Genomic DNA, 22,221 nt, shown 5'->3' with positions numbered 1-22,221 from the left:
ATTGAGAGGATGACGAAGGCGATCGATCGTCGCGCATTTCTGGGTACGGCGGGGCTGCTGGCCGGAGCGGCGGGTGTCCCGGCGCTGGCCACCGACGCGAGGGCCGGGGAGCGCGCCTTTGTCCGGCGCGACGGTATGCGGCTGATGATCGGCGACGATGTCTATCGCTTCGCCGGCGCCAATATCTGGTACGCCGCCTATCTGGGTGCCGATGCTCCTTATGGCGACCGCGCGCGGTTGGGGCGCGAACTGGACGCGCTGGCGGCGATGGGGGTGACCAACCTGCGTATCCTCGCCTCGGCCGAGGAGGGCCCGCTACGCAACTCGATCAAGCCGGGTTTCCGCACCGCCACCACCATCAACCAGACGCTGCTCGCGGGGCTCGACTATGCGCTTGCCGAGATGGCCAGGCGCGACATGCGCGCCGTCCTCTACCTGACCAACTTCTGGGAATGGTCGGGGGGCATGATGACCTATCTGTCCTATGTGAACGGCGGCACGTTCATCAACGCCAACGATCCCGCGCACCCCTGGCCCGCCTTCGCCAACTTCAACGCGCAATTCTACGGCAATGACCGCGCCAGGGCGATGTATGACGACTGGATCCGTACGGTCGTTTCGCGGACCAACAGCGTCACCGGCAAGCCCTATGCCACCGATCCGACGATCATGGCGTGGCAGCTCTCCAACGAGCCACGCCCGGCGGGCGACGCGGCCCATGCCAATCTCGACCAGTTTTACGGCTGGGTCCGCGACAGCGCGAAGCTCATCAAGTCGCTCGACCCCCATCATCTGGTCTGCACCGGCTCCGAAGGATTGAAGGGCGCGCTGGAGCAGCCGGGGATCGTCCTGGCCGAGCATGGCATCCCCGAGATCGACTATCTGACCGCGCATATCTGGCCGAACAACTGGGACTGGGTGAAGCAGACCGACCTCGCCAACACCTATAAGCGCGGCGAGACGCTGACCCAGGATTATATCGCCAAGCATGTCGGCTATGCGCGACAACTCGGCAAGCCGCTCATCATCGAGGAGTTCGGCTATCCGCGCGACGGCGGCAGCAACGATCCCAAGGTCGCGACGACGTTCAAGGACCGTTTCTACGGCCTGATCTATGCCGCGGCGCTGCGCGACATGCGGCAGGGCGGGCCGATCGCGGGCACCAATTTCTGGGCCTGGAATGGCGAGGCGCGGGCGCAGCATCCCGACTATCGCTTCCGCGACGGGGATGGCCAATATATGGGCGATCCCCCGCATGAGCCGCAGGGCTGGTACGGCATCTTCACCGGCGACACGACCGTCCGGCTTGTCGCCGACCATGCCAAGGCGATCGCTCGCCTTCCCAAGACCCGCTGAGCCAGGGACGATCGTCATGCTCCGTCGCGTCATTCGTCCGCTGGCCGCCGCCGCGCTCATGCTCCAGGTCGCACCCGTCCTGGCGCAGGAGGTGCTGGACACCGACCCCAACACGCTCGCCCCGTCCAAGGACCCCAAGCGGACCGCCAACGGCCTGGCGCTCACCCCGCCCATGGGCTGGAACAGCTGGAACAAGTTCGCCTGCAACGTCAACGAGGCGGTGATCCGCAAGACGGCGGATGCGATGGCGTCCAACGGCATGAAGGCGGCGGGATACGACTATATCGTCATCGACGATTGCTGGCACGGCCCGCGCGACGCGAACGGCTTCATCACCGAGGATCGCACGCGCTTTCCCGGCGGGCTGAAGGCGCTGGGCGACTATATCCACGCCAAGGGGCTGAAGTTCGGCATCTATTCCGACGCGGGCACCAAGACCTGCGGCGGTCGTCCCGGCAGCCAGGGGCATGAATATCAGGACGCGCTGCAATATGCCCGCTGGGGCGTCGACTATCTGAAATACGACTGGTGCTCGACCGGCGTCCGCAACGCGGAGGAGGCCTATGCGACCATGGCCGACGCGTTGCGCGCGACGGGGCGGCCGATCCTGTTCTCGCTGTGCGAGTGGGGCAATTCCAGGCCCTGGCTCTGGGGCGCCAGGATCGGCAATATGTGGCGGACGACCGGCGACATCACCGACAAATGGGAAGGCAAGCACGGCTATAGCTGGGGCATCGCGTCGATCGTCGATCTCAACGAGCCGCTCTGGCCCTTCGCCGGGCCGGGCCACTGGAACGACCCCGACATGCTGGAGGTCGGCAATGGCGGCTTGAACGACGCCGAATATCGTGCGCATTTCTCGCTCTGGGCGATGATGGCCGCGCCGCTCATCGCGGGCAACGACGTGGCGGGCATGTCGGCGGCGACGCGCGAGATCCTGTTGAACAAGGAGGTGATCGCGGTCGATCAGGATCCGCTCGGCACCCAGGGTCACCGCGTGGCGCGCGACGGCAAGCAGGAGGTCTGGGTCAAGCCGATGGCCGATGGCGGGCGCACGCTGCTGCTGTGGAATCGCGGCGAAACCCCGGCGCGGATCGGGGCCGACTGGACGATGCTCGGGCTGCCCGCGAAGACGGCGCTTCGCGCGCGCGATCTGTGGTCGCACAGGGATCTGGGCCGCGTATCGCGCCGCTACGAAGCGGAGGTCGCGCCGCACGGTGTCGTCATGATCCGGCTGGTTTCCTGAGCGCCGTCCAGCCGCTTGGGGCAGGCGTCATCCTGTGATAGCCTGACCCCCGACCGGTTCGCATAAGTCCCGGTTACGGAGGGATGGATGCGGCGTTGCTGGCTTGCGATCGCGGGTGTCGTTTTGCTCGGGACGGAGGCGACGGCGCAGACCGCGTCCGGTCGTCCCCCGGCGACCCAGTCGGGCCCCGATGTCGTCGTGCAGGGCGTCCGCTCCAAGCTGAGCAACTGGCGCGAGGCGGAGACGAGTCACGTCGTCGTGCTTAGCGACGGTTCGGAGGCCGATCTCCTCCGCATCACCCGCAATATCGAGCGGCTCCACTTCCTGTTGTCCGGATTGCTAGGGCGGACCGATGCGGCCGATCCGACGGTCAAGCTGCGCATCACGCTGATCGGCGACGTGCCGATGTTCCAGGCGATGGACCTGCGCAACCGGCGCTGGCAGCAGGGGCCCTTCGCCGACCTGTTCTCCGCGATGCGCTATTATGATCCGCGCGAGACCGGGGCGGTGCTGGCGACGACGCGGGTCGACCAGCGCGCGATCATCGAACGCTCGATGCTCAATGCGATGAGCGTTCAGTCCGTCCTGTCCGACCCGGCGCTGCGCGCACAATTGGGCGGTGCCGATCCAGCGTCGCAGGCGGCGTTGTCGAGTGCGGCGATCGGGGATTTCGCCGTGTCCGGCATGGCGAGCGCGGGCGCAAACGGCCCGACCTTTGGCGAGAAGGCGATCCCGATCAGTGCAGACAGCCTGATCTACGCCGGGTACGCGCAGCATTATCTCCAGACCTATTTCCCGGCGGCCTATCCGCGCTGGTATCTCGACGGCTTCGGCGAGGTGTTTTCGACCCTCGTCGTCCGGCGTGACAATGTCCTGGAATATGGCCGCAGCCCGCCGGGTACGTCGTCGGTGCTGCAGTTGTTCGGCAGCTACCCGATCCGCGATGTGCTGAACGATCACTATCTGGCGGAGAACCCGCGCAAGACCCGATGGACGCCGATCCATGCCTGGATGCTTACCCATTTCTTGCTCTTCTCGGACACCAGGCGTCCGCAGCTCCGGCAGTATCTGGCGCTCAGGGCAGGCGGTGCCGATGCGGAGACGGCGGCGAAGGTCTTTGGCGACCAACAGGTGCTGGCCAAGGAACTGCGCAGCTATTTCGGGGCGCGAAAGCCCTATGAGTCGGTCACCTATGCGCCCTCGCTGATCGAGCAGCCGGTGGTCCATCGCCTGACCGAGGGGGAGGCGGCGTTCGTCCAGGGGCAGCTCGAACTCGGTTCGCGCGTCGAGATACCCGCCGCCCCGGCCGCCAATACCCCGCCCGATGCCGCCCGAACGATCGCCAAGGCGCGGGACGAGGCGCTCCGGGGGCGTGACCGCTGGCTCGAACGCTTGCGGCGCGACGCGGCGAAATGGCCCGGCGAATATGGCGCGCAACGCCTGTTGGCGGAGGCGGAATGTCGAAGCGGCCATGCCGACGAATGTCTGGCGGCCGCGAACCGCGCCGTCGCGCTCGCCCCGCAGGATGCCGACGCCCGTGCCTGGGTCGGCATGGCGCGCGTGCTGCAGGCCGATGCGCAAGCCGGACCGGCGCGCGACGCGGCGCTGGTCGAGGCGCGCAAGGCGATCGCGGCCGCGAACCGGCTGGATGTGCGCGCGGTCGAGCCGTTGCCCGCCTATTATCGCAGCTTCGCCCTGTTGGGGCAGAGCGTGCCCGATAACGCGATCGACGGGTTGCAGGCGGCGCTGACCGCCGTGCCCAACGCCCCTGCGACGCGCGTCGACCTGGCGGAGGCATTGGCGGCGAAGGGCGGCGTCACCGTCGCGCGCCGCATCGCCATGCCGGTGGCGCAGGGCCCCTATGACAGCCCCGAGCGTCCGCGCGCCCAGGCACTTGTCGCCGGACTGGTCGGACCAGGCGCGACGACGGGCGGCGCTCGCTAGGCAGCCCGCAGGCGGCGTCGCTCAGACGGTGCAGGTCCGGACCGCCTGCGCCAGTGCGGTCAGCGGATCGCCCGTGGGTACGAACTCATGCGCAAAATAGCCCTGGAAATTCAGGTCCGCGACACTCCTTGCCACCGCCCGCCAGTTCACCTCTTGTGTGTCGTCCAGATTATGGCGCCCCGGCACGCCGCCGGTGTGGAAATGGCCGATATAGGCGATGTTCTTGCGGATCGTGTCGATCAGGTCGCCTTCCATGATCTGCATGTGGTAGATGTCGTAGAGCAGCTTGACGCGGGGCGACCCGACCGCCTTGGCGACGTCGACGCCCCAGGCGGTATGGTCCGCCATATAGTCGGGATGGTTGACCTTGCTGTTGAGCAACTCGACGCAGATCGTCACGTCGTGATCCTCCGCGATCGCCTTCAGCCGGTTCAGCCCGGCGACGGTGTTCGCCGCGCCCTCCTCGTCGGACATTCCCTTGCGGTTGCCGGAAAAGGCGATGACGTTGGGCACGCCCGCCTTCGCCGCCTGCGGGATGCCGGTCCGAAAGGCCCGCTCGATCGCGGCGTGGTTCTCTCGCCGATTGAGCCCGTCGGCGATCGTCATCATGTCGGCGGCATAGCCCATGGTGCAGCGCAGGCCGTAGCGGCGCGGAACCTCATATTCGGCGGGTTGCAGCAGGTCGATCCCCTGCAGCCCCATCCGAACCGCCGCCTCGCAGAGCCGATCGAGCGGAATCTTGTCATAGCACCAGCGGCTGACCGATTGTTTCAGGCGGCCGGGGCGGACCGGCGGCGCGGAAATACCCGCGGTCGCGCACAGCGCGAGCGAGGAGGCGATGGCTTGGCGGCGGCTGATCATGCCCGGAGGATAGGCGAGACGCCGAACACGGCAAGGGGGAACGCAGCCGGTTGGGGCGGGTCGACATTCAACTATGCCTGTCCTTCCCTCGCCCCTCGTAGAGGGGAGAGGGGAGAATAAGCGGAACGTCGATCGGCCTTGGAACGGGATAGCCGCCCGGCCTGTCTTACTGTTGCGCGGCTGGCGGGGTAGGGCGCTCGGCCGCCGCAGCCTTGCGCATCTCGGCGATCTCGGCGGCCGATTTGAAGTCCAGCATCTCGACCTGGAAGACGAGGTCGGAATTGGCCGGGATCGGTCCCGATTCCTGCGCGCCGTACCCCAGTGCCGCCGGGATGCAGAGCCGCAGGATGCCGCCACGGCCGATCAGTTGCAGGCCCTGTGAGAAGCCGGGGATCACTTCGCCGACCGGCATGGGGGTCTGCATCGCCTGGTCGAACACCGCGCCCGTCGCGCTCAGATAGCCGATATAGTTGACCAGCACCGTCGCATCGGCGGCGGGCAGCGCGCCGGTTCCGGGGCGAAGCACGGTGTAGCCCAGCCCGGCCGGGGTGCGCAACGTGCAGACCCGCTGGGCCGCCGGGACGATCGGATTGAGCGGCAACGGGATGATCCCGCCATTGGCGGACGCGGCGCCAGCGGCGGGCGCGGTCGGCGCCCTGGGCTCCTGCCGGGGAAGGAAGGGTCGCTGCCAGGGGAAGCAGGAGCGAGGCGAGGAGGGGCCGGACGGCGCTGGATGAAGGCTTCATCCCCGCGCCCTAATCGTCCGCCGGGCGGCAGATCAAGTGGCGGTTAGCGCGTGGCCTTGCGCAGCAGCGCGGTCAGCGCGGTGTCGAGCGCGGACAGGAAGCGGGACCGGTCCTCCCTGGCGAAGGGCGGCGGTCCGCCGATGCGGTCGCCCCCCGCGCGCAGGTCGCTCATGATCGCGCGAACCGCGACGGCGTTGCCGATCGAATTGGGTGTGAAGGGTTTGCCATTCGGCGCGATCACCGCCGCGCCCGCCTTCAGGCAGCGATCCGCCAGCAGGATGTCGGCGGTGATCACCACGGTCATCGCGTCCGCGCGTTCGGCGATCCAGTCGTCCGCCGCATCGAACCCGTCCCCCACGACGATCCGCGCGATCAGCGGATGCGGCGGCACGCGCAGATGCGCGTTGCTGACCACCGTCACCGGCACCTCCAGGCGATAGGCTACGCGGTACACCTCGTCCTTGACGGGACAGGCATCGGCATCGACCAGGATCTTCGGACGTTCGGACACGATGGCTCCTTGCCACGATCCGGGGTCAGGGTTCAACGGCGCCGACCCAGTCACGACGCAGGCGCGGTCCGGCCAATCCGACGAGCAGCGCCGCCAGCGCATAGAGGAGGAGCGCGAAGAGCATCGAATGGCGCAGCGCGTCCGTGCCGTAGATCGGCGCCAGCGCATCGGACAGCGCCCCCAGCGCATAGATGCCGCCGCCCAGCCCGATCAGATTGTTGATGAGCAGGAACAGCGCCGCCGCCGTCGCGCGGGCCTCGGGCGCGACGAGATTCTGCACCGCCGCGAGCACCGGGCCGAGCCAGGCATAGGCCAGCGCCTGCGGCAGGAGGAACAGCGCGAAGGCCAGGCGCGCGTCGCCGCCCTGGATGCCGACCGCGTAGAAGGGTACGCTGACGCTATAGGCGATGGCGGGGACATAGGCGAACCAGGCCCGGTCGCGCGCACCGAGCCTGTCCGCGAGCCAGCCGCCGCCCAATATGCCGCTGGTCCCGCCGATCAGCAGCAGCGCGGCGATGAAATGCGAGCTGTCGATCAGGTCGAGCCCGAAGCTGCGGCGGAGCAGGCTCGGCAACCAGAAGGCCAGGCCATAGCCCGGCATCGATCCGCTGGCCGCGCCGAAGGACAGCAGCCAGAAGGACGGCTTGGCGGCCAGCGTCCGCGCGACCGCGGCGAAGCGCGGCGCGTCGGTCGACGCGGATATGGCGGCGGCGGGGCGCCGGTCTCGCACGACAAAGCGGACGAGCGGGGCGATCAGGATGCCGGCGAGCCCGACCGAGACGAACGCCGCGCGCCAGTCGATCCGCGCGGCGATATAGCCCCCGGCCAAGACGCCGGCCGCCGACCCCAGCGGAATGCCGAGCGAATAGACGGACAGCGCGAAGGCGCGCCTGCGTGGCGGGAAATAGTCGCCGATAATCGCATAGGACGGCGCCACCCCGCCCGCCTCGCCGATGCCGACCCCAAGCCGCGCCAGGAAGATGTGCCAGAAGCCCCCCGCCAGCCCGCACAAGGCGGTAAAGCCGCTCCACAGCAGCAGCGAACCCGTGACGACCCAGCTCCGGCTGGTCCGGTCGGCCAGCCAGGCGAGCGGCACGCCCAACGTCGAATAGAGCAGCGCGAAGGCGATCCCGCCGAGCAGCCCCAATTGCCGGTCGCTGAGATGCAACTCCTGCTGGATCGGAGCGGCCAGGATCGCCAGGATCTGCCGATCGACGAAATTGAAGATGTAGACGAGCAGCAGCATCGCGAGGACCAGTCCGGCGCGGCTGTCGGTCGGCGGGGATGGGCGGGAGTTCATGCCGTCGCCTTTACGGGAAAATGGCGGCGGGTCATCCCCGGCCCGGGGACGGCTTTCCCGACTCCCCAACCGGCACGCTGAGCCGGAAGGTCGCCGGGACCGCGCTCGCCAGGTCGAGCGTACCGCTATGCGCTCTCGCGATCCGGCGCGCGAGCGTCAGGCCGATACCCGTCCCCTCGGCCTTGGTCGTCGCGAAGGGGCGGAAGATCGTGGCGGCCTGCTCGGCCGGAACGCCCGGCCCATTGTCCGCTATGTCCAGCACGATGCGACCGTCGCGCGCCTCGCACGTGACCGTCACCGCCGGGCCGTCGCTGCCCTTCGCCGCCTCCACGGCGTTCTGCAACAACGCCCAGATCGCCTGGCTCAGCTGGTCACGATCGACGGCGGCGGTCAGATCGGCCGGGATCGCGACGCTCAGTCGCGTCTCCGGCCAGCGACTGGCGAACAGCCGTGCGAGATCGTCGACCAGTTCCGCCAGCCCCACCGGCTGCTTCATCGGCGGCGGCAACCGTGCGAGCGTGCGATAGGCCTGGGTAAAGCGTTGCAGCCCCTCGGCACGGCGGGCGAGCGTCGTCAGGATTTCGGGCAACAGGGCGGGGTCGCCGTCCTTCGCCTCGACGGCGGCGATCCCGCACTCGGCCAGCGATACGATGGGGACGAGCCCGTTGAGCATCTCATGCCCCAGCACCTGGATCATTTCGTCGCTCGCGCGTGCCTCGGCGACGCGTTCTTCGCCCTCGACATCGATCAGCGCGACGACCGCATGGCTGCCCACGTCGACCCGGTCGATGCGCCAGCCGCGTCCTGCGTGACGAAGATGCGTCGCCTCCGCCTCGAGCAGGCTCGGCGGGGCTGGCAGGATGCGGTCGTCGGTGTCGAACAGCCGCCGCGCCGCCCGGTTGAGCGCGCGCGCCGCCGTCCCGTCCACCGCGAGCAGCGGGGTGGGAGAGGCGTCGAGCAACATCCGGTGCAGGATCGCCTCTCGTTCGTCCGTCATGACGGGCGCGGGGGGAAGCGGGGCCCGCCGCCGCACGGCGAACAGGTTCAGGAGCAGCAGCCATGCGATCGCCAGCAGCCCGCCGGTCATCGCCAGCCACAGGCCATGCGTCCACGCCGCGCCCACCACCGCCCCCGCGATGGCCAGCGACACACCGACGGCGATCGCCGTCCGCTCCGTGCTAGAGGCCATGCTGCGCCATGCGCCGGTATAGGGTGCCCCGGCTGATCCCCAGCGCGGCGGCCGCGCGCGAGATATTGTGGCGATGTTCGGTCAAGGCGGCGACGATCATCAACCGCTCGGCATCGTCGAGCCGGAGCGCCGCTGCGGGGGCGGTGTCCGCGATGCCGGGCGGCGGGCTGGCGGCCCGGAGCGCCGCGGCGTCAACGACGCCGTCGTCGGACAGCAGTACCGCCCGCTCGATCGCGGCGGCCAGCCCGCGCACCTCGTCGGGCCAGTCGGTGGCGGCGATGATCGCCTCGGCAGCGGGGGTGAGCCGCGCCGGGCGACCGAAGCGAGCGCCCGCGACCCGCGCGAAATGCCGGGCCAGCACCCCCATATCCTCCCGCCGCGTGCCGAGCGGCGGGATGGCGATCTCCAGCGTCGACAGCCGACGACGCAGCGCCGGCGACAGGGGCGCGAGCGAGTCCGCCACGCTGATGCAACGCTGGCCGGGGAGCAGGCGGTCGAGCAGTCGCGCCTGAAGAACCGCGTCGAGTCCGTCGGGATGCTTGAGCAGCAACGTGCCGAGTGCCGTATCGATCGACGGCCATTGGTCGCTGTCACGCAGGTCGACGCGCGTGACCGGCGTTGCGGCATCGCCGGATGCGGCATGGACGGCCAGCGCCGCCAGCGTGCGCCCCGATCCCGACCGTCCCGTGACGCAGATATTGGCGACCGTCGGTCCGACCCGGCGGATCATCGCCCGTACCGCCTCGATTGCCGGAGAGTCGCCCAGCATCTCCGACCCGCCCGTGACGAGCCGGGGTGCGGGTGCATCGCGTTGTCCGATCACGGCGGCGCATTTGGCGAGCAGATCGTCCTTGCGCCACGGCTTCATCAGGAAGTCGCGCGCGCCCGCCTGCATCGCGGCGACCGCGATACGGATACCGCTATGCGCGGTGATCACGATGATCCGCGCAGCCGGATCGTCGCCCATGATCCGGGCGATGCAGGCGAGCCCCTCGTCACCGCTGGTCCGACCCATGCCGAAATTCAGGTCGAGCAGGATCGCGTCGTAGCGCCGCTCCGCCAGTCGGGAATAGGCGGCCTGCGGCTCGGGGGCGATCTCCAGCCGATGCCCGGCGAGCCGAAACAGGATCTCCGTCGTCCGCGCGACCGCCGGATCGTCCTCGACCAGCAATATGTCCCAGGCGGTTGACAGCGCTGGCGACTGTCCGGACGCGGACATAGTGTTCCACGTCGCCGGGGCCAATTCCGCCGCTGTCGAGGATAAGTCTTTGTTCATAGCGAGTTGGCGTTTCCGGCGCTGGACAGTGACAGTCCGACCATGATGACCGATCAACCGATCCGCGCAAGGGGCGCGCAACTGGCGGCGGGGCATGGCGTCATGCCGAACGCTTGTCCTATCATCGGCACGATGCGATCCGGGGGGATGTCCAGATGAACACCTTCGCGCTGACCTCACTGTATCGCTCGATCACCCGCCACAAGCTCTATGCCGCGCTCAACGTCGGCGGGCTGGCGGTCGGGATCGCGGTGTTCTTCGTGCTCTCGCTCTATGTGCGGTTCGAGACGAGCTTCGAGCGATGGTTACCGCATCATGACGAGGTCTATCTGGTTCAGAACGACTGGAAGCGTGCGGATGGGCCCTATGTCGGCCGGTTTCCCGACACGATGGGCGGTCTGCTGGACGAGATGCGGCAGGATTTTCCCGGCCTGGTCGGCACCCGATACATGGGCGGGAAGGAGGGGGGCAGCGTCATGCGCGGCGGCATCGCGCAGCTGGAGGATATCGCCCAGGTCGATGCCTCGTTCTTCCAGGTCTTCGACCTGCCGATGGTGACGGGCGACAAGGCAACCGCGCTCGCCGATCCGATGAGCGTGGTGATTAGCCGTTCAGCGGCACGTCGATTTTTCGGCGATGCCGATCCGATCGGGCAGAACCTGACCCTGATGCTGGACGACAAGTCCACCCGCCGCGTTACGGGCGTGTTCGAGGATTTGCCCAAGACGACCGATTTCCCGTTCTCCATCCTGACCCGCCTGTCGACCTTCCATCCCGAGGAATGGTGGACCCGCTGGGGCAGCGGGTCGGTGCAGACCTTCCTGCGTTTCCCCGACGAGGCGGCGACCAGGACGTTCGCGAACCGGATGCCCGGGTTTATCGATCGTCACGGAGCACGTGATCTGGGCCCGGACGCCTCGTCGAAGCTCGGCCTGCCGCTGGTCCCCGTCACGCATCTGCATCTGGAGCCGGTGAGTGGGGAAAGCGGCGGGCGCAAGCAGACCGTGGTGACGCTGGGCTTGGTGGGCGTGCTGACGCTGCTGATCGCGATGGTCAACTATATCAATCTGGCGAGTGCGCGGGCGGGCCTGCGGGCGCGGGAAGTGGCAATGCGCAAGGTGCTGGGCGCCGATCGCGCGACGCTGATCCGTCAGTTCCTGGGTGAAGCGATATTGGCGGTCGGCGTGGCCGGACTGCTGGGCCTGATCCTGGCAGAGATCAGCCTGCCGCTGGTCAATGCGGCGGGCGGGTTGTCGCTCGCCATGCCCTATGCGGTCGTCATTCCGGTGCTGCTGCTGGTCTCGCTGGTCGTCGGCACCGCCGCGGGCTTCTATCCGGCGGTGCTGCTGTCGCGCTTTCCCGCCGCCTCGGTTCTTGCGTCCGCGCGCGCGCCGGGTGGCGGGCGCGCCGGGTGGCGGGCGCGCGAGGCGTTGGTCGTCTTCCAGTTCACCCTGGTTATCGCCTTCCTGATCGGCACCGGGGTGCTGGTCGCGCAGACCCGTCATCTCCGCACCGCCAATCTTGGCTTTCGCCGGGACGGGATGTTGATCCTGCCATGGGTGAGCTATGTCGATGCCGCCAAGCGCCCGGGGCTGATCGCCGCGTTCAAGGCGGTGCCCGGCGTCGACATGGTCTCAACCGCCGACACCGCCGTGGGGCGGCTGGGGAACAACAACGCCGAAAATGTCCCGGTTCCGGGGCGGGCGGGACCGGGGCCGTCACTGCGCCAGATCAATGTCGGCAGCGACTTCTTCTCGCTGTATCGACCCCGGCTGCTCGTAGGCCGCTTCCTGGATGATGCGCACCGGACCGACGACGGGACCGATCAGAAGCGCGGCGACCCGCGCAATATCGTCATCAATCGCCAGGCGGTCGCCGCGCTAGGCTTCGCCTCGCCCGAACAGGCGATCGGCAAGACGGTTGGGCAGGACCATTTGTGGACCATCGTCGGTGTCATCGAAGCGCTCCGCTTCTTCTCGCCACGTGCGCCCGACCAGCCGACCATGTATTATTACACGCGTGGGATCGTGCATTGGCCTTCGGTCACGATCCGCTTCAACGGCGATCCGCGCGCCGTCATGAACGCGGTGCGCGCCGCATGGCAGCGCGTCGCACCCGAGGCGCCGTTCAAGGGCGATACGGGCGTCCAGTTGCTTCAGGGCTATTACGAAGCCGACGACCGCGCGACCCGGCTGTTCGGGATCGGCGCGGGGATGGCGGTGCTGATCGGGTGCGTCGGGCTGTGGGGGATGGCCTCGTTCAACACCGCGCGCCGGGTCAGGGAGATCGGTATCCGCAAGACGCTCGGCGCGTCGTCGGCCGATATCGTCCGCCTGCTGGTCGGCCAGTTCCTGCGGCCCGTGCTGATCGCCAACCTGATCGCATGGCCGCTGGCCTTCGTCGCCATGCGCACCTGGCTTGCGGGGTTCGATGATCGGATCAGCCTGTCGCCGCTCTACTTCGTCGGGGCGAGCCTCGTCGCCCTCGTCATCGCGGTGCTGACCGTGCTGGGCCAGGCGCTTCGGGCCAGCCGCGCCACCCCCGCCTGGGCCCTGCGCCATGACTGATCGCACCGCCATCATGGAAAGGCCGGACCGATGAACCGCTTCGCGCTCATGTCGCTCTACCGTTCGCTTGCCCGCCACCGGCTGCACAGCGCGCTGAACATCGGCGGCCTCGCGGTCGGCATCGCGGTGTTCCTGGTCCTCGGCCTCTATGTCCGGTTCGAGACGAGCTTCGAACGCTGGATCCCGCATCACGACGAGATCTATGTCGTGGAGACCGAGCTTCACCTGCCGGGCAGCCCCTTCAACGGCGCCTATCCGGTGACGATGCCGGGATTGCTCGAACAGCTTCGGCAGGATTTTCCCGAGCTTGTCGGAACACGCATTCGCGGCGGCAAGCAGGGCGGCAGCGTCATTCGCGACAATGACGCGATCGGGGCCGACGTGGCACAGGTCGATCCGAGCTTCCTCGACGTATTCGACATCCCGATGGTCAGCGGCGACGGTCGGCGCGCGCTGTCCGATCCCGCCGGCGCCCTGCTCAGCGCGAGCGAGGCGAAGCGGCTTTTCGGCGATGCCGATCCCATCGGGCAGAGCATCACCATCGCCGTCGATGCGCCGCAAGTCTATCGGATCGGCGGAGTCTTTCGGGATCTGCCCAGGACCACCGATCTGCAGGCGACGATCCTCGTCCCGATGCCGCGCACGCCGCCTCCACCGGTGGCCTGGTCATGGTATAAATGGGGCATGGTCGATGGTGCGACCTATCTCCGCCTGCCCGACGCGGCGGCGGCGCGGGCGTTCGAGGCGAAGATGCCCGCCTTCATCCGGCGTCATGCCGGGCGGGATCTGGGCCCCGATCCGGCCAGGATCGTCTCGCTTTCGCTGTTGCCGCTCACCCGCCTGCACCTGCAACCCGTCGGCGGCGTGGAAAGCAATGCGCGCAAGCTGACGGTGACGACGCTGGGGCTGGTCGGCGTGCTCACCCTGCTCATCGCGATCATCAATTATGTGAACCTCGCGACCGCGCAATCGGGTCTGCGCGCGCGGGAGGTGGCGATGCGCAAGGTCCTTGGCGCCAATCGGGCGACGCTGATCGGCCAGTTCCTGGGCGAAGCGGCGGCCATGGCCGGCATCGCCAGCCTGCTCGGCATGATCCTGGCCGAGATCAGCCTGCCGCTGGTCAATGCGGCGGGTGGCCTGTCGCTCAGCTTCCCCTATGCGCTCGCCTTGCCGCTTCTGGCCGGACTGGTCGCGGTCATCGCGCTCGCGGCGGGATTCTATCCGGCGGTTCTGCTGTCGCGCTTTCCGGCCGCGGCGGTGCTGGCCTCGGCACGATCGCCGGGGGGCGGGCGGAGCGGAACACGCTCGCGCGAGATGCTGGTCATCCTCCAGTTCGGCCTCGCCATCGCCTTCCTGATCGGCACCGTCGTCCTGGTCGCGCAGACCGCGCATGTCCGGTGTTCGGACCTGGGTTTCCGGCGCGAGGGGCTGATGCTCATTCCCTCGCTCGCCGACAAGCGGGTCTATCCGGATCAGGCCCGCCCGATCATCGCGGCGCTTCGCCGCCTGCCCGGCGTGGACGCGGTCGGAACCAGCACCTCTGCGCCCGGCATGGTCAATTCCAGCCTGGACGTACTCGATCTTCCGGGACGCCCGAAGCTGACCATCGGCAACATCGTCGTCGGCCCCGACTTCTTCCGCACCTATGGACCCCGGCTGTTGGCCGGGCGGCTGTTCGACGACGCGCACCGGGCCGACGACGCCAGCGACTGGACCAGATGGAAGGACGGCCGCAACGTCGTCATCAATCGCAAGGCGTTGGAGCAGCTTGGCTTTCGAACCCCCGACGCGGCGATCGGCAAGACGGTAGGGCAGGGTGCGCCCCGGACGATCATCGGCGTCATCGACCAGCTCCGCTTCGCCTCGCCACGCACGGCCGAGACGGCGACCTTCTATCAATATGTCCGCGACGTTCCCTATCCGGCCATCGCCGCCATCCGCTACAGGGGCAGCCCGGCGGCGATGCGCGACCGGATCCGCGCGACCTGGCAGCGGCTGTCGCCGCAGGTGCCGCTGGTGATGGGGACGGCGGACCAGCGGCTCGCCGACTTCTACACCGCCGACGAACAGGCGACGCGGCTGTTCGGCATCGGCGCCGGGCTGGCGGTGTCGATCGGGTGCGTCGGGCTGTGGGGTCTCGCCGCGTTCGCCACGGCACGGCGCGTCAAGGAGATCGGGATCCGCAAGACGCTCGGCGCCTCCTCGTGGGATATCGTGACGCTGCTGGTCGGGCAGTTCCTGCGCCCGGTGCTGATCGCCAACCTGCTCGCCTGGCCGATCGCGTTCGTCGCGATGCGGACCTGGCTGGCGGGGTTCGACGATCGCATCGCGCTGTCGCCACTCTATTTCGCGGGCGCCAGCGGCGTGGCGATCGTCATCGCGGTGCTGACCGTTCTCGGCCAGGCGCTCCGTGCCAGTCGTGCCACCCCGGCCTGGGCGCTCCGGCACGATTGAGCCTAGCGCCCGTACCCGCCGCCGCCCGGCGTCTCGATCACGATTTGGTCGCCCGGTTGGAGCTCGACCTGGTCGGTGCCCTTCATCGCTTCGCGGCGACCATCGGCGCGCTCGACATGCTGGGTGCCGGGCGCGCCTTCCTGGCCGCCCGCCAGCCCGAACGGTGCGATGGTCCGGCGCGAGGCCACCAGCGTGGCGGTCATCGGCTCCAGCGCGGCGATCGCCCGGACCGCACCGTCGCCGCCGCGATGCCGCCCCCGGCCGCCCGACCCGCGCCGGATCGCGAAGCGGTCGAGCCGGACGGGGTAGCGGAACTCGAGTATCTCGGGATCGGTAATCCGGGTGTTGGTCATATGGCTATGCACCGCCGAAGCGCCGTCGAAACCGGGCCCGGCGCCGGTGCCGCCACAGATCGTCTCATAATATTGGTGGCGCGCATTGCCGAACAGGAAGTTGTTCATCGTCCCCTGCGCGGCGGCGGCGGCCCCCAGCGCGCCGAGCAGCGCGTTGCAGACCGCCTGGCTGACCTCGGTATTGCCCGCGACCACCGCGCTGCCCGGCGGGGGTGACAGGAAAGAACCCGCCGGAATGACGATGGTCAGCGGCGCGAGGCAACCCTCGTTGAGCGGGAGGTCTTCGCCCACCAGGCAGCGAAACGCATAGAGTACGACCGCACGCGTGACGGCGGGGGGCGCGTTGAAATTGCCGACGCTCGCGGGTCCGGTGCCGGTGAAGTCGATCGTCGCGGCGCGCGCTTCCCGGTCGATCCTGACCGCGACGGTCAGCGGCGTGCCATCGTCCATCCGATAGTCGAAGACACCGTCCGACAGGCGGCTGAGCACGCGGCGGATACTCTCCTCCGCATTCGCCATGACGTGGCCCATATAGGCGCGGACCATCGGCCAGCCCTGCGCGGCGACCATCGCGTTCAGTTCGGCGATGCCGGTCGCGTTGGCGGCAAGCTGCGCCTTGATATCGGCGACGTTGGTGTCGGGGCTGCGCGCCGGATGGCGGGCGTCGGCGAGCAGGCGGCGGAATGCCTCCTCGCGGAACTCGCCCCCATCGACCAGAAGGAAGTCGTCGATCACGACGCCCTCATCCTCCAGCGTCCGCGACCGGGGCGGCGTCGATCCCGGCGTCAGCCCGCCGATATCGGCATGATGGCCGCGATTGGCGACGAAGAAGCGGATCGCTCCGTCCGGCCCGAAGACAGGCGCGATGACGGTAATGTCGGGCAGATGGGTGCCGCCGTTGAACGGATTGTTGAGTGCCACGACATCGCCGCGCTTCAGGTCGTCGCCGCGACTGGCCAGTACGGCGCGAACGCTCTCTCCCATCGCCCCCAGATGGACCGGGACATGCGGCGCATTGGCGATCAGGCGGCCCTCGGCGTCGAACAGCGCGCAGGAAAAGTCCAGCCGCTCCTTCATGTTGACGCTGACCGAGGTGTTGCGCAGCACGACCCCCATCCGCTCGGCGATGCCCATGAACTGCGTGTTGAACAGCTCCAGCCGGACGGGATCGACCACGCCCGGATCGGGCACAGCTTTTGTGCTCGCGCCGTCATGCGACAGGATCAGTTCGCCTCCCGAGCCTACCGTCAGCGTCCAGCCCGGCTCGACCATCGTCGTCGCGATCGCCTCGCGGATCAGCGCGGGGCCGACGATCCGGTCGCCGGGGCGGAGGCCGGTGCGGTCGTGGATCGGGGTCGGATGCTCGACGCCGCCGGTCCAGACGGGAACGGTGGCCAGCGGCTCCGGCATCCCGCCCTCGCGCGGTGGCAGCGGCGGGGGCGTGGCGGGCTCTCCCGGCAAAATGGCCTCGACCACCAGTGTTTCGACGATGATCGCCCGATCGGCGCTGACAAAACCGAAGCGTGCGCGGTGCGCCTCCTCGAACGCGGCGCGCATCCTGTCGGTATCGGCCAGCGCGACGCCCAGCGCGGTATCGGTCCCGGCATAGCGCAGATTGACCGTGGCGACCCGCATCGCACCCGCACCCACCTCGGTGATGGCGGCATCGCCCAGTTCGTCGGCGAGGACATCCAACGGCTCGCCCAACGGCCGCTCGACCGACCGCTGGCGGATCGCGACCCGGTCGGCGAGGCCCATGCCATAGGCCGACAGCACACCCGCCAGCGGATGGATCAGCACCCGGCGCATGTCCAGCATCTCGGCCACCCGGCAGGCATGCTGGCCCCCCGCACCGCCGAAGCATTGCAGCGCGAAGTCGGTGACATCCTCACCCCGCTCCAGCGCGACGCGCTTGATCGCCGCCGCCATGTGCGCGACCGCGACCTCCAGAAATCCCTCGGCGACCCGGCGGGGATCGTCCATCCCACTTTCCCTTGCCAGCGCGGCGAAACCGCGGGCGCTCGCCTCGGCGTCCAGCGGCTGGTCGCCTTCCGGCCCGAACAGCGCGGGAAAATGAGCCGGCTGGATCTTGCCGACCAGCACATTGGCGTCGGTCACGGTCAGTGGGCCGCCCCGGCGATAGCAGGCGGGGCCCGGATCGGCGCCCGCGCTGTCCGGACCGACGCGGAAGCGCGCCCCGTCATAGTGCAGGATCGATCCGCCCCCGGCCGCGACCGTGTCGATCGCCATCATCGGCACGCGCATCTCCACGCCCGCGATCTCGGCATCGAGCACCCGCTCGAACCGCCCGGCATAGAGCGCCACGTCGGTCGAGGTGCCGCCCATGTCGAAACCGATCACGCGCGGCATTCCCGCCGCCTCGGCGGTCCGCGCCGCCGCCACCACGCCGCCCGCCGGACCGGACAGGATCGCATCCTTGCCCTGGAACACCGACGCCTCGGCCAGTCCGCCGCTCGACTGCATGAAGTGGAGCGGCACACCCTCCAGCGCGCCCGCGACACGGTCGACATAGCGGCGCAGGACGGGCGACAGATAGGCGTCGACCACGCTGGTCCGCCCCCGCGCGACCAGTCCGATCAACGGGCTGACCGCGTGGCTTGCCGAGACCTGCGTGAACCCGGCGTCGCGCGCCAGCGCGGCGACCCGCCGCTCGACCTCTGGATGCGACCAGGCATGGGTGAGCGCGATGGCGACCGCGTCATAGCCCTCGGCGCGCTTCGCCGCGAGCAGCTCGGCGGTCGCCGCTTCGTCGAGCGTGGTTACGGCGCGCCCGTCGCGATCGATCCGCCCGCCTATCTCGATCACCCCGTCATGGAGCGGCTGGGGCAGGCTTATGGCCAGGTCGAACAGCCGAGGACGCGCCTGGTTGCCGATCGCGAGCAGGTCGGCGAAGCCGTGATCGACGACCAGCAACGTCCGTGTCCCCTTGCGCTCCAGAAGGGCGTTGGTCGCCACGGTGGTGCCCATCTTCACCTCCGCGATGGCGTCACCGGGGATGGCTTCGCCCTCGGCCAGGCCGAGAAGCTGGCGGATCCCGGCCACGGCGGCATCGGCGTAGCGTTCTGGATTTTCGCTGAGCAGCTTGGCGGTGGTCAACGTGCCGTCGGGCGCGCGGGCGACGATGTCGGTGAAGGTGCCACCACGATCGACCCAGAATGACCAGCGCGTCATCGCCTACACCTTATCTGCAAATTATCGACAGATTGTTCGTATCATGTTGACAGCGCGCTTGGCCAGCGCGATCCTCCGGCGGCATGAGGGAAGGGCTATGACCAGCGGACGGCGTGCAATCGTATCCTCGGCGCATCTCGCCGATGGTTCCGCGCCCGCGCTGTCCGAGCTGGAGTTCAGCCTGACACTGGCGGCGGCGGCCTTTCAACGCTGGATGACGCGGTGCGCGGCGGCGGCGGGACTGGCGCTGACGCCGATCGAGGTGCTGATCCTCCACACGGTCCGCCACCGCGACCGACCCAAGAGGATCGCCGATATCGCGCTGGTCCTGGATATCGAGGACACGCATCTCGTCACCTATGCGGTGCGCAAGCTGGAGCGGGCAGGGCTGATCGCGACCCGGCGCGAGGGCAAGGAGAAGCTGCTCGTCGCGACCGAGCCGGGGCGAGAATTCTGCGCCGGATACCGTGACATTCGCGAGCGGCTATTGGCGAAGGCGGTCTCGGCGGATGGCCCGGATGCCGCCGCGCTTTCGGAGGCCGCCGACCTGCTACGGCGCGTGTCGGGTCAGTATAACCAGGCGGCCCGCGCCGCCGCGACGCTGTAGAGCGGGCGGCCATGCTGGTCCTGTCGGGCATCGCGATCATCATCATCGGCTTCGCGCTTGGCGTGAACCCGCTCCTGGTGGTGACCGTGGCGGCCTTTGCCAGCGCGGCAGCGGCGGGGTTCGGGCCGGTCGAGGTGATCGCGATGATCGGCAAGGCCTTCGTCTCCAGCCGTTTCATGGCGGTCGCGTGGCTCGCCCTGCCGACGATCGGATTGCTCGAACGCGCGGGGCTCCGCGACCGGGCGCGTGACGTGGTGCGGCGTCTGCGTGGCGCGACCACCGGGCGGGTGCTGATCGGATATCTGTTGCTGCGTCAATTGACGGCGGCACTGGGACTGACCTCGCTGGGCGGGCATGTCCAGATGGTGCGCCCGATCATCGCGCCGATGGCGGAGGGCGCGGAGGAGCGCGACGAGGCGTCACCGCTCGACCCCGACACGCGCGACCATATCCGCGCGCACGCCGCCGCCGTCGACAATATCGGCGTGTTCTTCGGCGAGGACGTATTCATCGCGATCGGATCGATCCTGCTGATCCGTGCGATCCTGGAGCAGGAGGGGATCGTCGTGGCGCCGCTGCATGTCGCGCTATGGGCGATCCCGACCGCAATCGCCGCGTTGCTGGTGCATGGCACGCGGCTGCTGCTGCTCGATCGGCGGCTGATGGCGCGGCGGCGATGATCGGGCTCGACGCGCTGGGTATCGCGGCGGCGCTGTTGCCCGGAACGGTGGCGGTCCATCACGCGCTCGACGCCCGCGAGCCGACGCGGTGGCGCAATGCCGGCTTCTGGGGCCTGTTCGCCGCACTGCTCGGCGCGGGCCCGTGGCTGCCCGATGTCGTCAGTGGCGTGCTGGTCCTGATCATGGTCGGCCTGGCGACCTGCGGCCTCCGCCCGACACCCGTCCGCGCCGTCGAAGCGCCCGTACCGTCGGCCCGTCTGGGCGGCTGGCTGTTCCTGCCAGCGCTCGCCCTGCCGGTGGTGACTTTGGCGGGAACGCTGCTCGTACCGGACGGGCGGATCGGCGGGGTGGCGCTGATCGATTCCAAGCAGATATCGCTGGTGGCGTTGGCGGCCGGTGCACTGGTCGCGCTGCTCCTGGCGATCCGCCTGACCCGCCCGCCCGTCGCCGCGCCCGCGACCGAGACGCGCAGACTGTCGGATGCGGTCGGCTGGGCGATGGTGCTGCCGCAGATGCTCGCGGCACTGGGTGGCGTCTTCGCGGCGGCCGGGGTCGGCAAGGTGGTCGCGGACGGGGTGACCAGCGTCGTCGCGCTCGACACGCCGGTCGCTGCGACCATCGCCTATTGCGTCGGCATGGCGCTATTCACGATGGTGATGGGCAATGCCTTTGCCGCCTTTCCGATCATGACGGCGGGGATCGGCCTGCCGATCGTCATCCACCGCTTCGGCGGAGACCCCGCCGCCGTCGCCGCGCTCGGCATGTTGTCGGGATTCTGCGGGACGTTGATGACCCCGATGGCGGCGAACTTCAACATCGTGCCCGCCGCCATCCTGGAACTGCGCGACCGGTTCGGCGTGATCCGCGTGCAGTGGCCGACCGCGCTGCTGCTCCTCGCCTTCAACATCGCGGTTCTGGCCGCCTGCGGCTTTTCCGGAAGGATCCCATGACCCCAGACCTGGCCGCCCGCTTCGCCCGCATCGCGCTGGGTCATGTTACCCGCGAATATCCGCACAAGGCCGATCACGTCTATTCGGGCGACGACGACCGCTACACGCCCAGACTGGTCCACCCGATCTTCTATGGCAGTTTCGACTGGCATAGCTGCGTTCACGGCTATTGGCTGCTCGCTCGGCTTCGGCGCCTCTATCCGGATCTGGCCGAAGCCGCCGCGATCGACGCGGTGTTCGCCGATGCGTTCACCCCCGCCAAGGTCGAGGCGGAGCGCGCCTATCTCGACCGCCCCGACACGCGCGGGTTCGAGCGCCCCTATGGCTGGGCCTGGCTGCTGATGCTCGCCGCTGAACTGACCGTAGCGGACAGCCCTCATGCCGCGACCCTGCGCCCGCTGGCCGATGCCTTTGCCGGGCGCTGGCGGGCGTTTCTGCCGGTGCTGACCTATCCCGTGCGGGTCGGCACCCACGCCAATACCGCCTTCGCGCTGGTCCTGATCGACCGCTATGCACGCGTCATGGGCGACGACGATCTGCGCCGTCTGATGGCCGATCGGGCGGAAAGCTGGTTCGGCCAGGACCGGGCCGCGCAAGCCTGGGAGCCGAGCGGGCAGGACTTCCTGTCGCCGGTCCTGATCGAGGCGATGGCGATGCAGCGGCTGCTGCCGCCGGATGGCTTCGCGCGCTGGTTCGCCGCCTTCCTTCCCGAGCTGGCAGCGGGCCGGCCAGGGGCCCTGTTCACGCCCGCCCGGGTCAGCGATCGGAGCGATGGCCAGATCGCGCATCTCGACGGCCTGAACCTCAGCCGCGCCTGGGTCATGCGCAGCCTGGGCGAGGCGCTCTCAGGTCCCGTCGCGGACCGGCTGTCGGACAGCGCGGCGCGACACCTCGACGCCGCGCTGGACGAGGTCGCTGGGGACTATATGGGCGAGCACTGGCTGGCCAGCTTCGCGCTGCTGGCGCTGACCGGCCTCGACTGAGGCGCG

At 68.9% G+C, this 22,221-nt stretch carries 16 protein-coding genes; 9 read left to right on the top strand and 7 right to left on the bottom strand.

The genetic code is table 11. The features are described 5' to 3' along the window. The first annotated feature begins 9 nt into the window (after window positions 1-9). The 3 genes from LRP66_RS02245 (at window position 10) to LRP66_RS02235 (ending at window position 4,546) form a co-directional block, all read left to right on the top strand. Entirely contained in the window at window positions 10-1,356 is a 1,347-nt protein-coding gene (locus LRP66_RS02245) for a glycoside hydrolase 5 family protein (RefSeq protein ID WP_230480863.1), read from the top strand. A gap of 16 nt (window positions 1,357-1,372) precedes the next feature. Next, the gene (locus LRP66_RS02240; protein ID WP_230480862.1) at window positions 1,373-2,602 is read left to right on the top strand and encodes a glycoside hydrolase family 27 protein; all 1,230 of its coding nucleotides are present in this window, start codon (window positions 1,373-1,375) and stop codon (window positions 2,600-2,602) included. A gap of 87 nt (window positions 2,603-2,689) precedes the next feature. Then, on the top strand, window positions 2,690-4,546 hold the full coding sequence (locus tag LRP66_RS02235) for a tetratricopeptide repeat protein (protein WP_230480861.1): 1,857 nt from the start codon (window positions 2,690-2,692) through the stop codon (window positions 4,544-4,546). A gap of 21 nt (window positions 4,547-4,567) precedes the next feature. Here LRP66_RS02235 and LRP66_RS02230 read toward each other — a convergent pair whose 3' ends face one another. The 6 genes from LRP66_RS02230 to LRP66_RS02205 form a co-directional block, all read right to left on the bottom strand. Then, window positions 4,568-5,407, bottom strand: a complete 840-nt coding sequence (locus LRP66_RS02230; RefSeq protein ID WP_230480860.1) for a hydroxypyruvate isomerase family protein — start codon at window positions 5,405-5,407, stop codon at window positions 4,568-4,570. Window positions 5,408-5,573: 166 nt separating this feature from the next. Next, a complete protein-coding gene (locus tag LRP66_RS02225) occupies window positions 5,574-6,008 on the bottom strand; it encodes an FKBP-type peptidyl-prolyl cis-trans isomerase (protein WP_230480859.1) in 435 nt (144 codons plus the stop codon). Window positions 6,009-6,196: 188 nt separating this feature from the next. Further along, the gene (locus tag LRP66_RS02220; RefSeq protein ID WP_230480858.1) at window positions 6,197-6,664 is read right to left on the bottom strand and encodes a YaiI/YqxD family protein; all 468 of its coding nucleotides are present in this window, start codon (window positions 6,662-6,664) and stop codon (window positions 6,197-6,199) included. Between the two features lie 25 nt (window positions 6,665-6,689). Further along, on the bottom strand, window positions 6,690-7,964 hold the full coding sequence (locus LRP66_RS02215; protein WP_230480857.1) for a spinster family MFS transporter: 1,275 nt from the start codon (window positions 7,962-7,964) through the stop codon (window positions 6,690-6,692). Between the two features lie 31 nt (window positions 7,965-7,995). Beyond that, on the bottom strand, window positions 7,996-9,153 hold the full coding sequence (locus LRP66_RS02210; protein WP_230480856.1) for a sensor histidine kinase: 1,158 nt from the start codon (window positions 9,151-9,153) through the stop codon (window positions 7,996-7,998). After that, window positions 9,143-10,372, bottom strand: a complete 1,230-nt coding sequence (locus LRP66_RS02205; protein ID WP_230480855.1) for a sigma-54-dependent transcriptional regulator — start codon at window positions 10,370-10,372, stop codon at window positions 9,143-9,145. Before LRP66_RS02205 ends, LRP66_RS02210 begins: the two co-directional genes overlap by 11 nt. A gap of 212 nt (window positions 10,373-10,584) precedes the next feature. Between LRP66_RS02205 and LRP66_RS02200 the strand changes: the two genes are divergently transcribed. Both LRP66_RS02200 and LRP66_RS02195 read left to right on the top strand, forming a co-directional pair. Next, complete coding sequence (locus tag LRP66_RS02200) at window positions 10,585-12,996, top strand: ABC transporter permease (protein ID WP_230480854.1); 2,412 nt, start codon at window positions 10,585-10,587, stop codon at window positions 12,994-12,996. 30 nt (window positions 12,997-13,026) lie between these two features. After that, on the top strand, window positions 13,027-15,450 hold the full coding sequence (locus tag LRP66_RS02195; protein ID WP_230480853.1) for an ABC transporter permease: 2,424 nt from the start codon (window positions 13,027-13,029) through the stop codon (window positions 15,448-15,450). Window positions 15,451-15,452: 2 nt separating this feature from the next. Here LRP66_RS02195 and LRP66_RS02190 read toward each other — a convergent pair whose 3' ends face one another. After that, window positions 15,453-18,995: a hydantoinase B/oxoprolinase family protein gene (locus tag LRP66_RS02190; RefSeq protein ID WP_230480852.1), complete on the bottom strand. Its 3,543-nt coding sequence runs from the start codon at window positions 18,993-18,995 to the stop codon at window positions 15,453-15,455. 97 nt (window positions 18,996-19,092) lie between these two features. Here LRP66_RS02190 and LRP66_RS02185 point away from each other — a divergent pair, with 97 nt between their 5' ends. The 4 genes from LRP66_RS02185 to LRP66_RS02170 are packed head-to-tail and all read left to right on the top strand — an operon-like array spanning window position 19,093 to window position 22,215. Beyond that, a complete protein-coding gene (locus LRP66_RS02185; protein ID WP_230480851.1) occupies window positions 19,093-19,602 on the top strand; it encodes a winged helix DNA-binding protein in 510 nt (169 codons plus the stop codon). An 11-nt stretch (window positions 19,603-19,613) separates the two neighbouring features. Beyond that, a complete protein-coding gene (locus LRP66_RS02180) occupies window positions 19,614-20,282 on the top strand; it encodes a 5-oxoproline transporter, DUF969 family subunit (protein ID WP_230480850.1) in 669 nt (222 codons plus the stop codon). Next, window positions 20,279-21,232 (top strand): DUF979 domain-containing protein, encoded by a 954-nt coding sequence (locus tag LRP66_RS02175; RefSeq protein WP_230480849.1) that lies wholly within the window; start codon window positions 20,279-20,281, stop codon window positions 21,230-21,232. Before LRP66_RS02180 ends, LRP66_RS02175 begins: the two co-directional genes overlap by 4 nt. Next, a complete protein-coding gene (locus LRP66_RS02170; protein ID WP_230480848.1) occupies window positions 21,229-22,215 on the top strand; it encodes a DUF2891 domain-containing protein in 987 nt (328 codons plus the stop codon). Before LRP66_RS02175 ends, LRP66_RS02170 begins: the two co-directional genes overlap by 4 nt. Window positions 22,216-22,221 lie beyond the last annotated feature (6 nt).

Source organism: Sphingomonas sp. Leaf21, from assembly GCF_916858675.1.
Lineage (GTDB): Bacteria > Pseudomonadota > Alphaproteobacteria > Sphingomonadales > Sphingomonadaceae > Sphingomonas.
Note: the sequence above shows the minus strand (reverse complement) of the source record. Positions and strands in the feature narration are given on the sequence as shown.

Bases quoted from the DNA above. Each gene is read 5' to 3' on its own strand.
- LRP66_RS02195 (WP_230480853.1), top strand. From the start codon at position 13,027: ATGAACCGCTTCGCGCTCATGTCGCTCTACCGTTCGCTTGCCCGCCAC.
- LRP66_RS02185 (WP_230480851.1), top strand. From the start codon at position 19,093: ATGACCAGCGGACGGCGTGCAATCGTATCCTCGGCGCATCTCGCCGAT.
- LRP66_RS02230 (WP_230480860.1), bottom strand. From the start codon at position 5,407: ATGATCAGCCGCCGCCAAGCCATCGCCTCCTCGCTCGCGCTGTGCGCG.
- LRP66_RS02240 (WP_230480862.1), top strand. From the start codon at position 1,373: ATGCTCCGTCGCGTCATTCGTCCGCTGGCCGCCGCCGCGCTCATGCTC.
- LRP66_RS02235 (WP_230480861.1), top strand. From the start codon at position 2,690: ATGCGGCGTTGCTGGCTTGCGATCGCGGGTGTCGTTTTGCTCGGGACG.
- LRP66_RS02190 (WP_230480852.1), bottom strand. From the start codon at position 18,995: ATGACGCGCTGGTCATTCTGGGTCGATCGTGGTGGCACCTTCACCGAC.
- LRP66_RS02210 (WP_230480856.1), bottom strand. From the start codon at position 9,153: ATGGCCTCTAGCACGGAGCGGACGGCGATCGCCGTCGGTGTGTCGCTG.
- LRP66_RS02200 (WP_230480854.1), top strand. From the start codon at position 10,585: ATGAACACCTTCGCGCTGACCTCACTGTATCGCTCGATCACCCGCCAC.
- LRP66_RS02245 (WP_230480863.1), top strand. From the start codon at position 10: ATGACGAAGGCGATCGATCGTCGCGCATTTCTGGGTACGGCGGGGCTG.
- LRP66_RS02205 (WP_230480855.1), bottom strand. From the start codon at position 10,372: ATGTCCGCGTCCGGACAGTCGCCAGCGCTGTCAACCGCCTGGGACATA.
- LRP66_RS02170 (WP_230480848.1), top strand. From the start codon at position 21,229: ATGACCCCAGACCTGGCCGCCCGCTTCGCCCGCATCGCGCTGGGTCAT.
- LRP66_RS02215 (WP_230480857.1), bottom strand. From the start codon at position 7,964: ATGAACTCCCGCCCATCCCCGCCGACCGACAGCCGCGCCGGACTGGTC.
- LRP66_RS02180 (WP_230480850.1), top strand. From the start codon at position 19,614: ATGCTGGTCCTGTCGGGCATCGCGATCATCATCATCGGCTTCGCGCTT.
- LRP66_RS02175 (WP_230480849.1), top strand. From the start codon at position 20,279: ATGATCGGGCTCGACGCGCTGGGTATCGCGGCGGCGCTGTTGCCCGGA.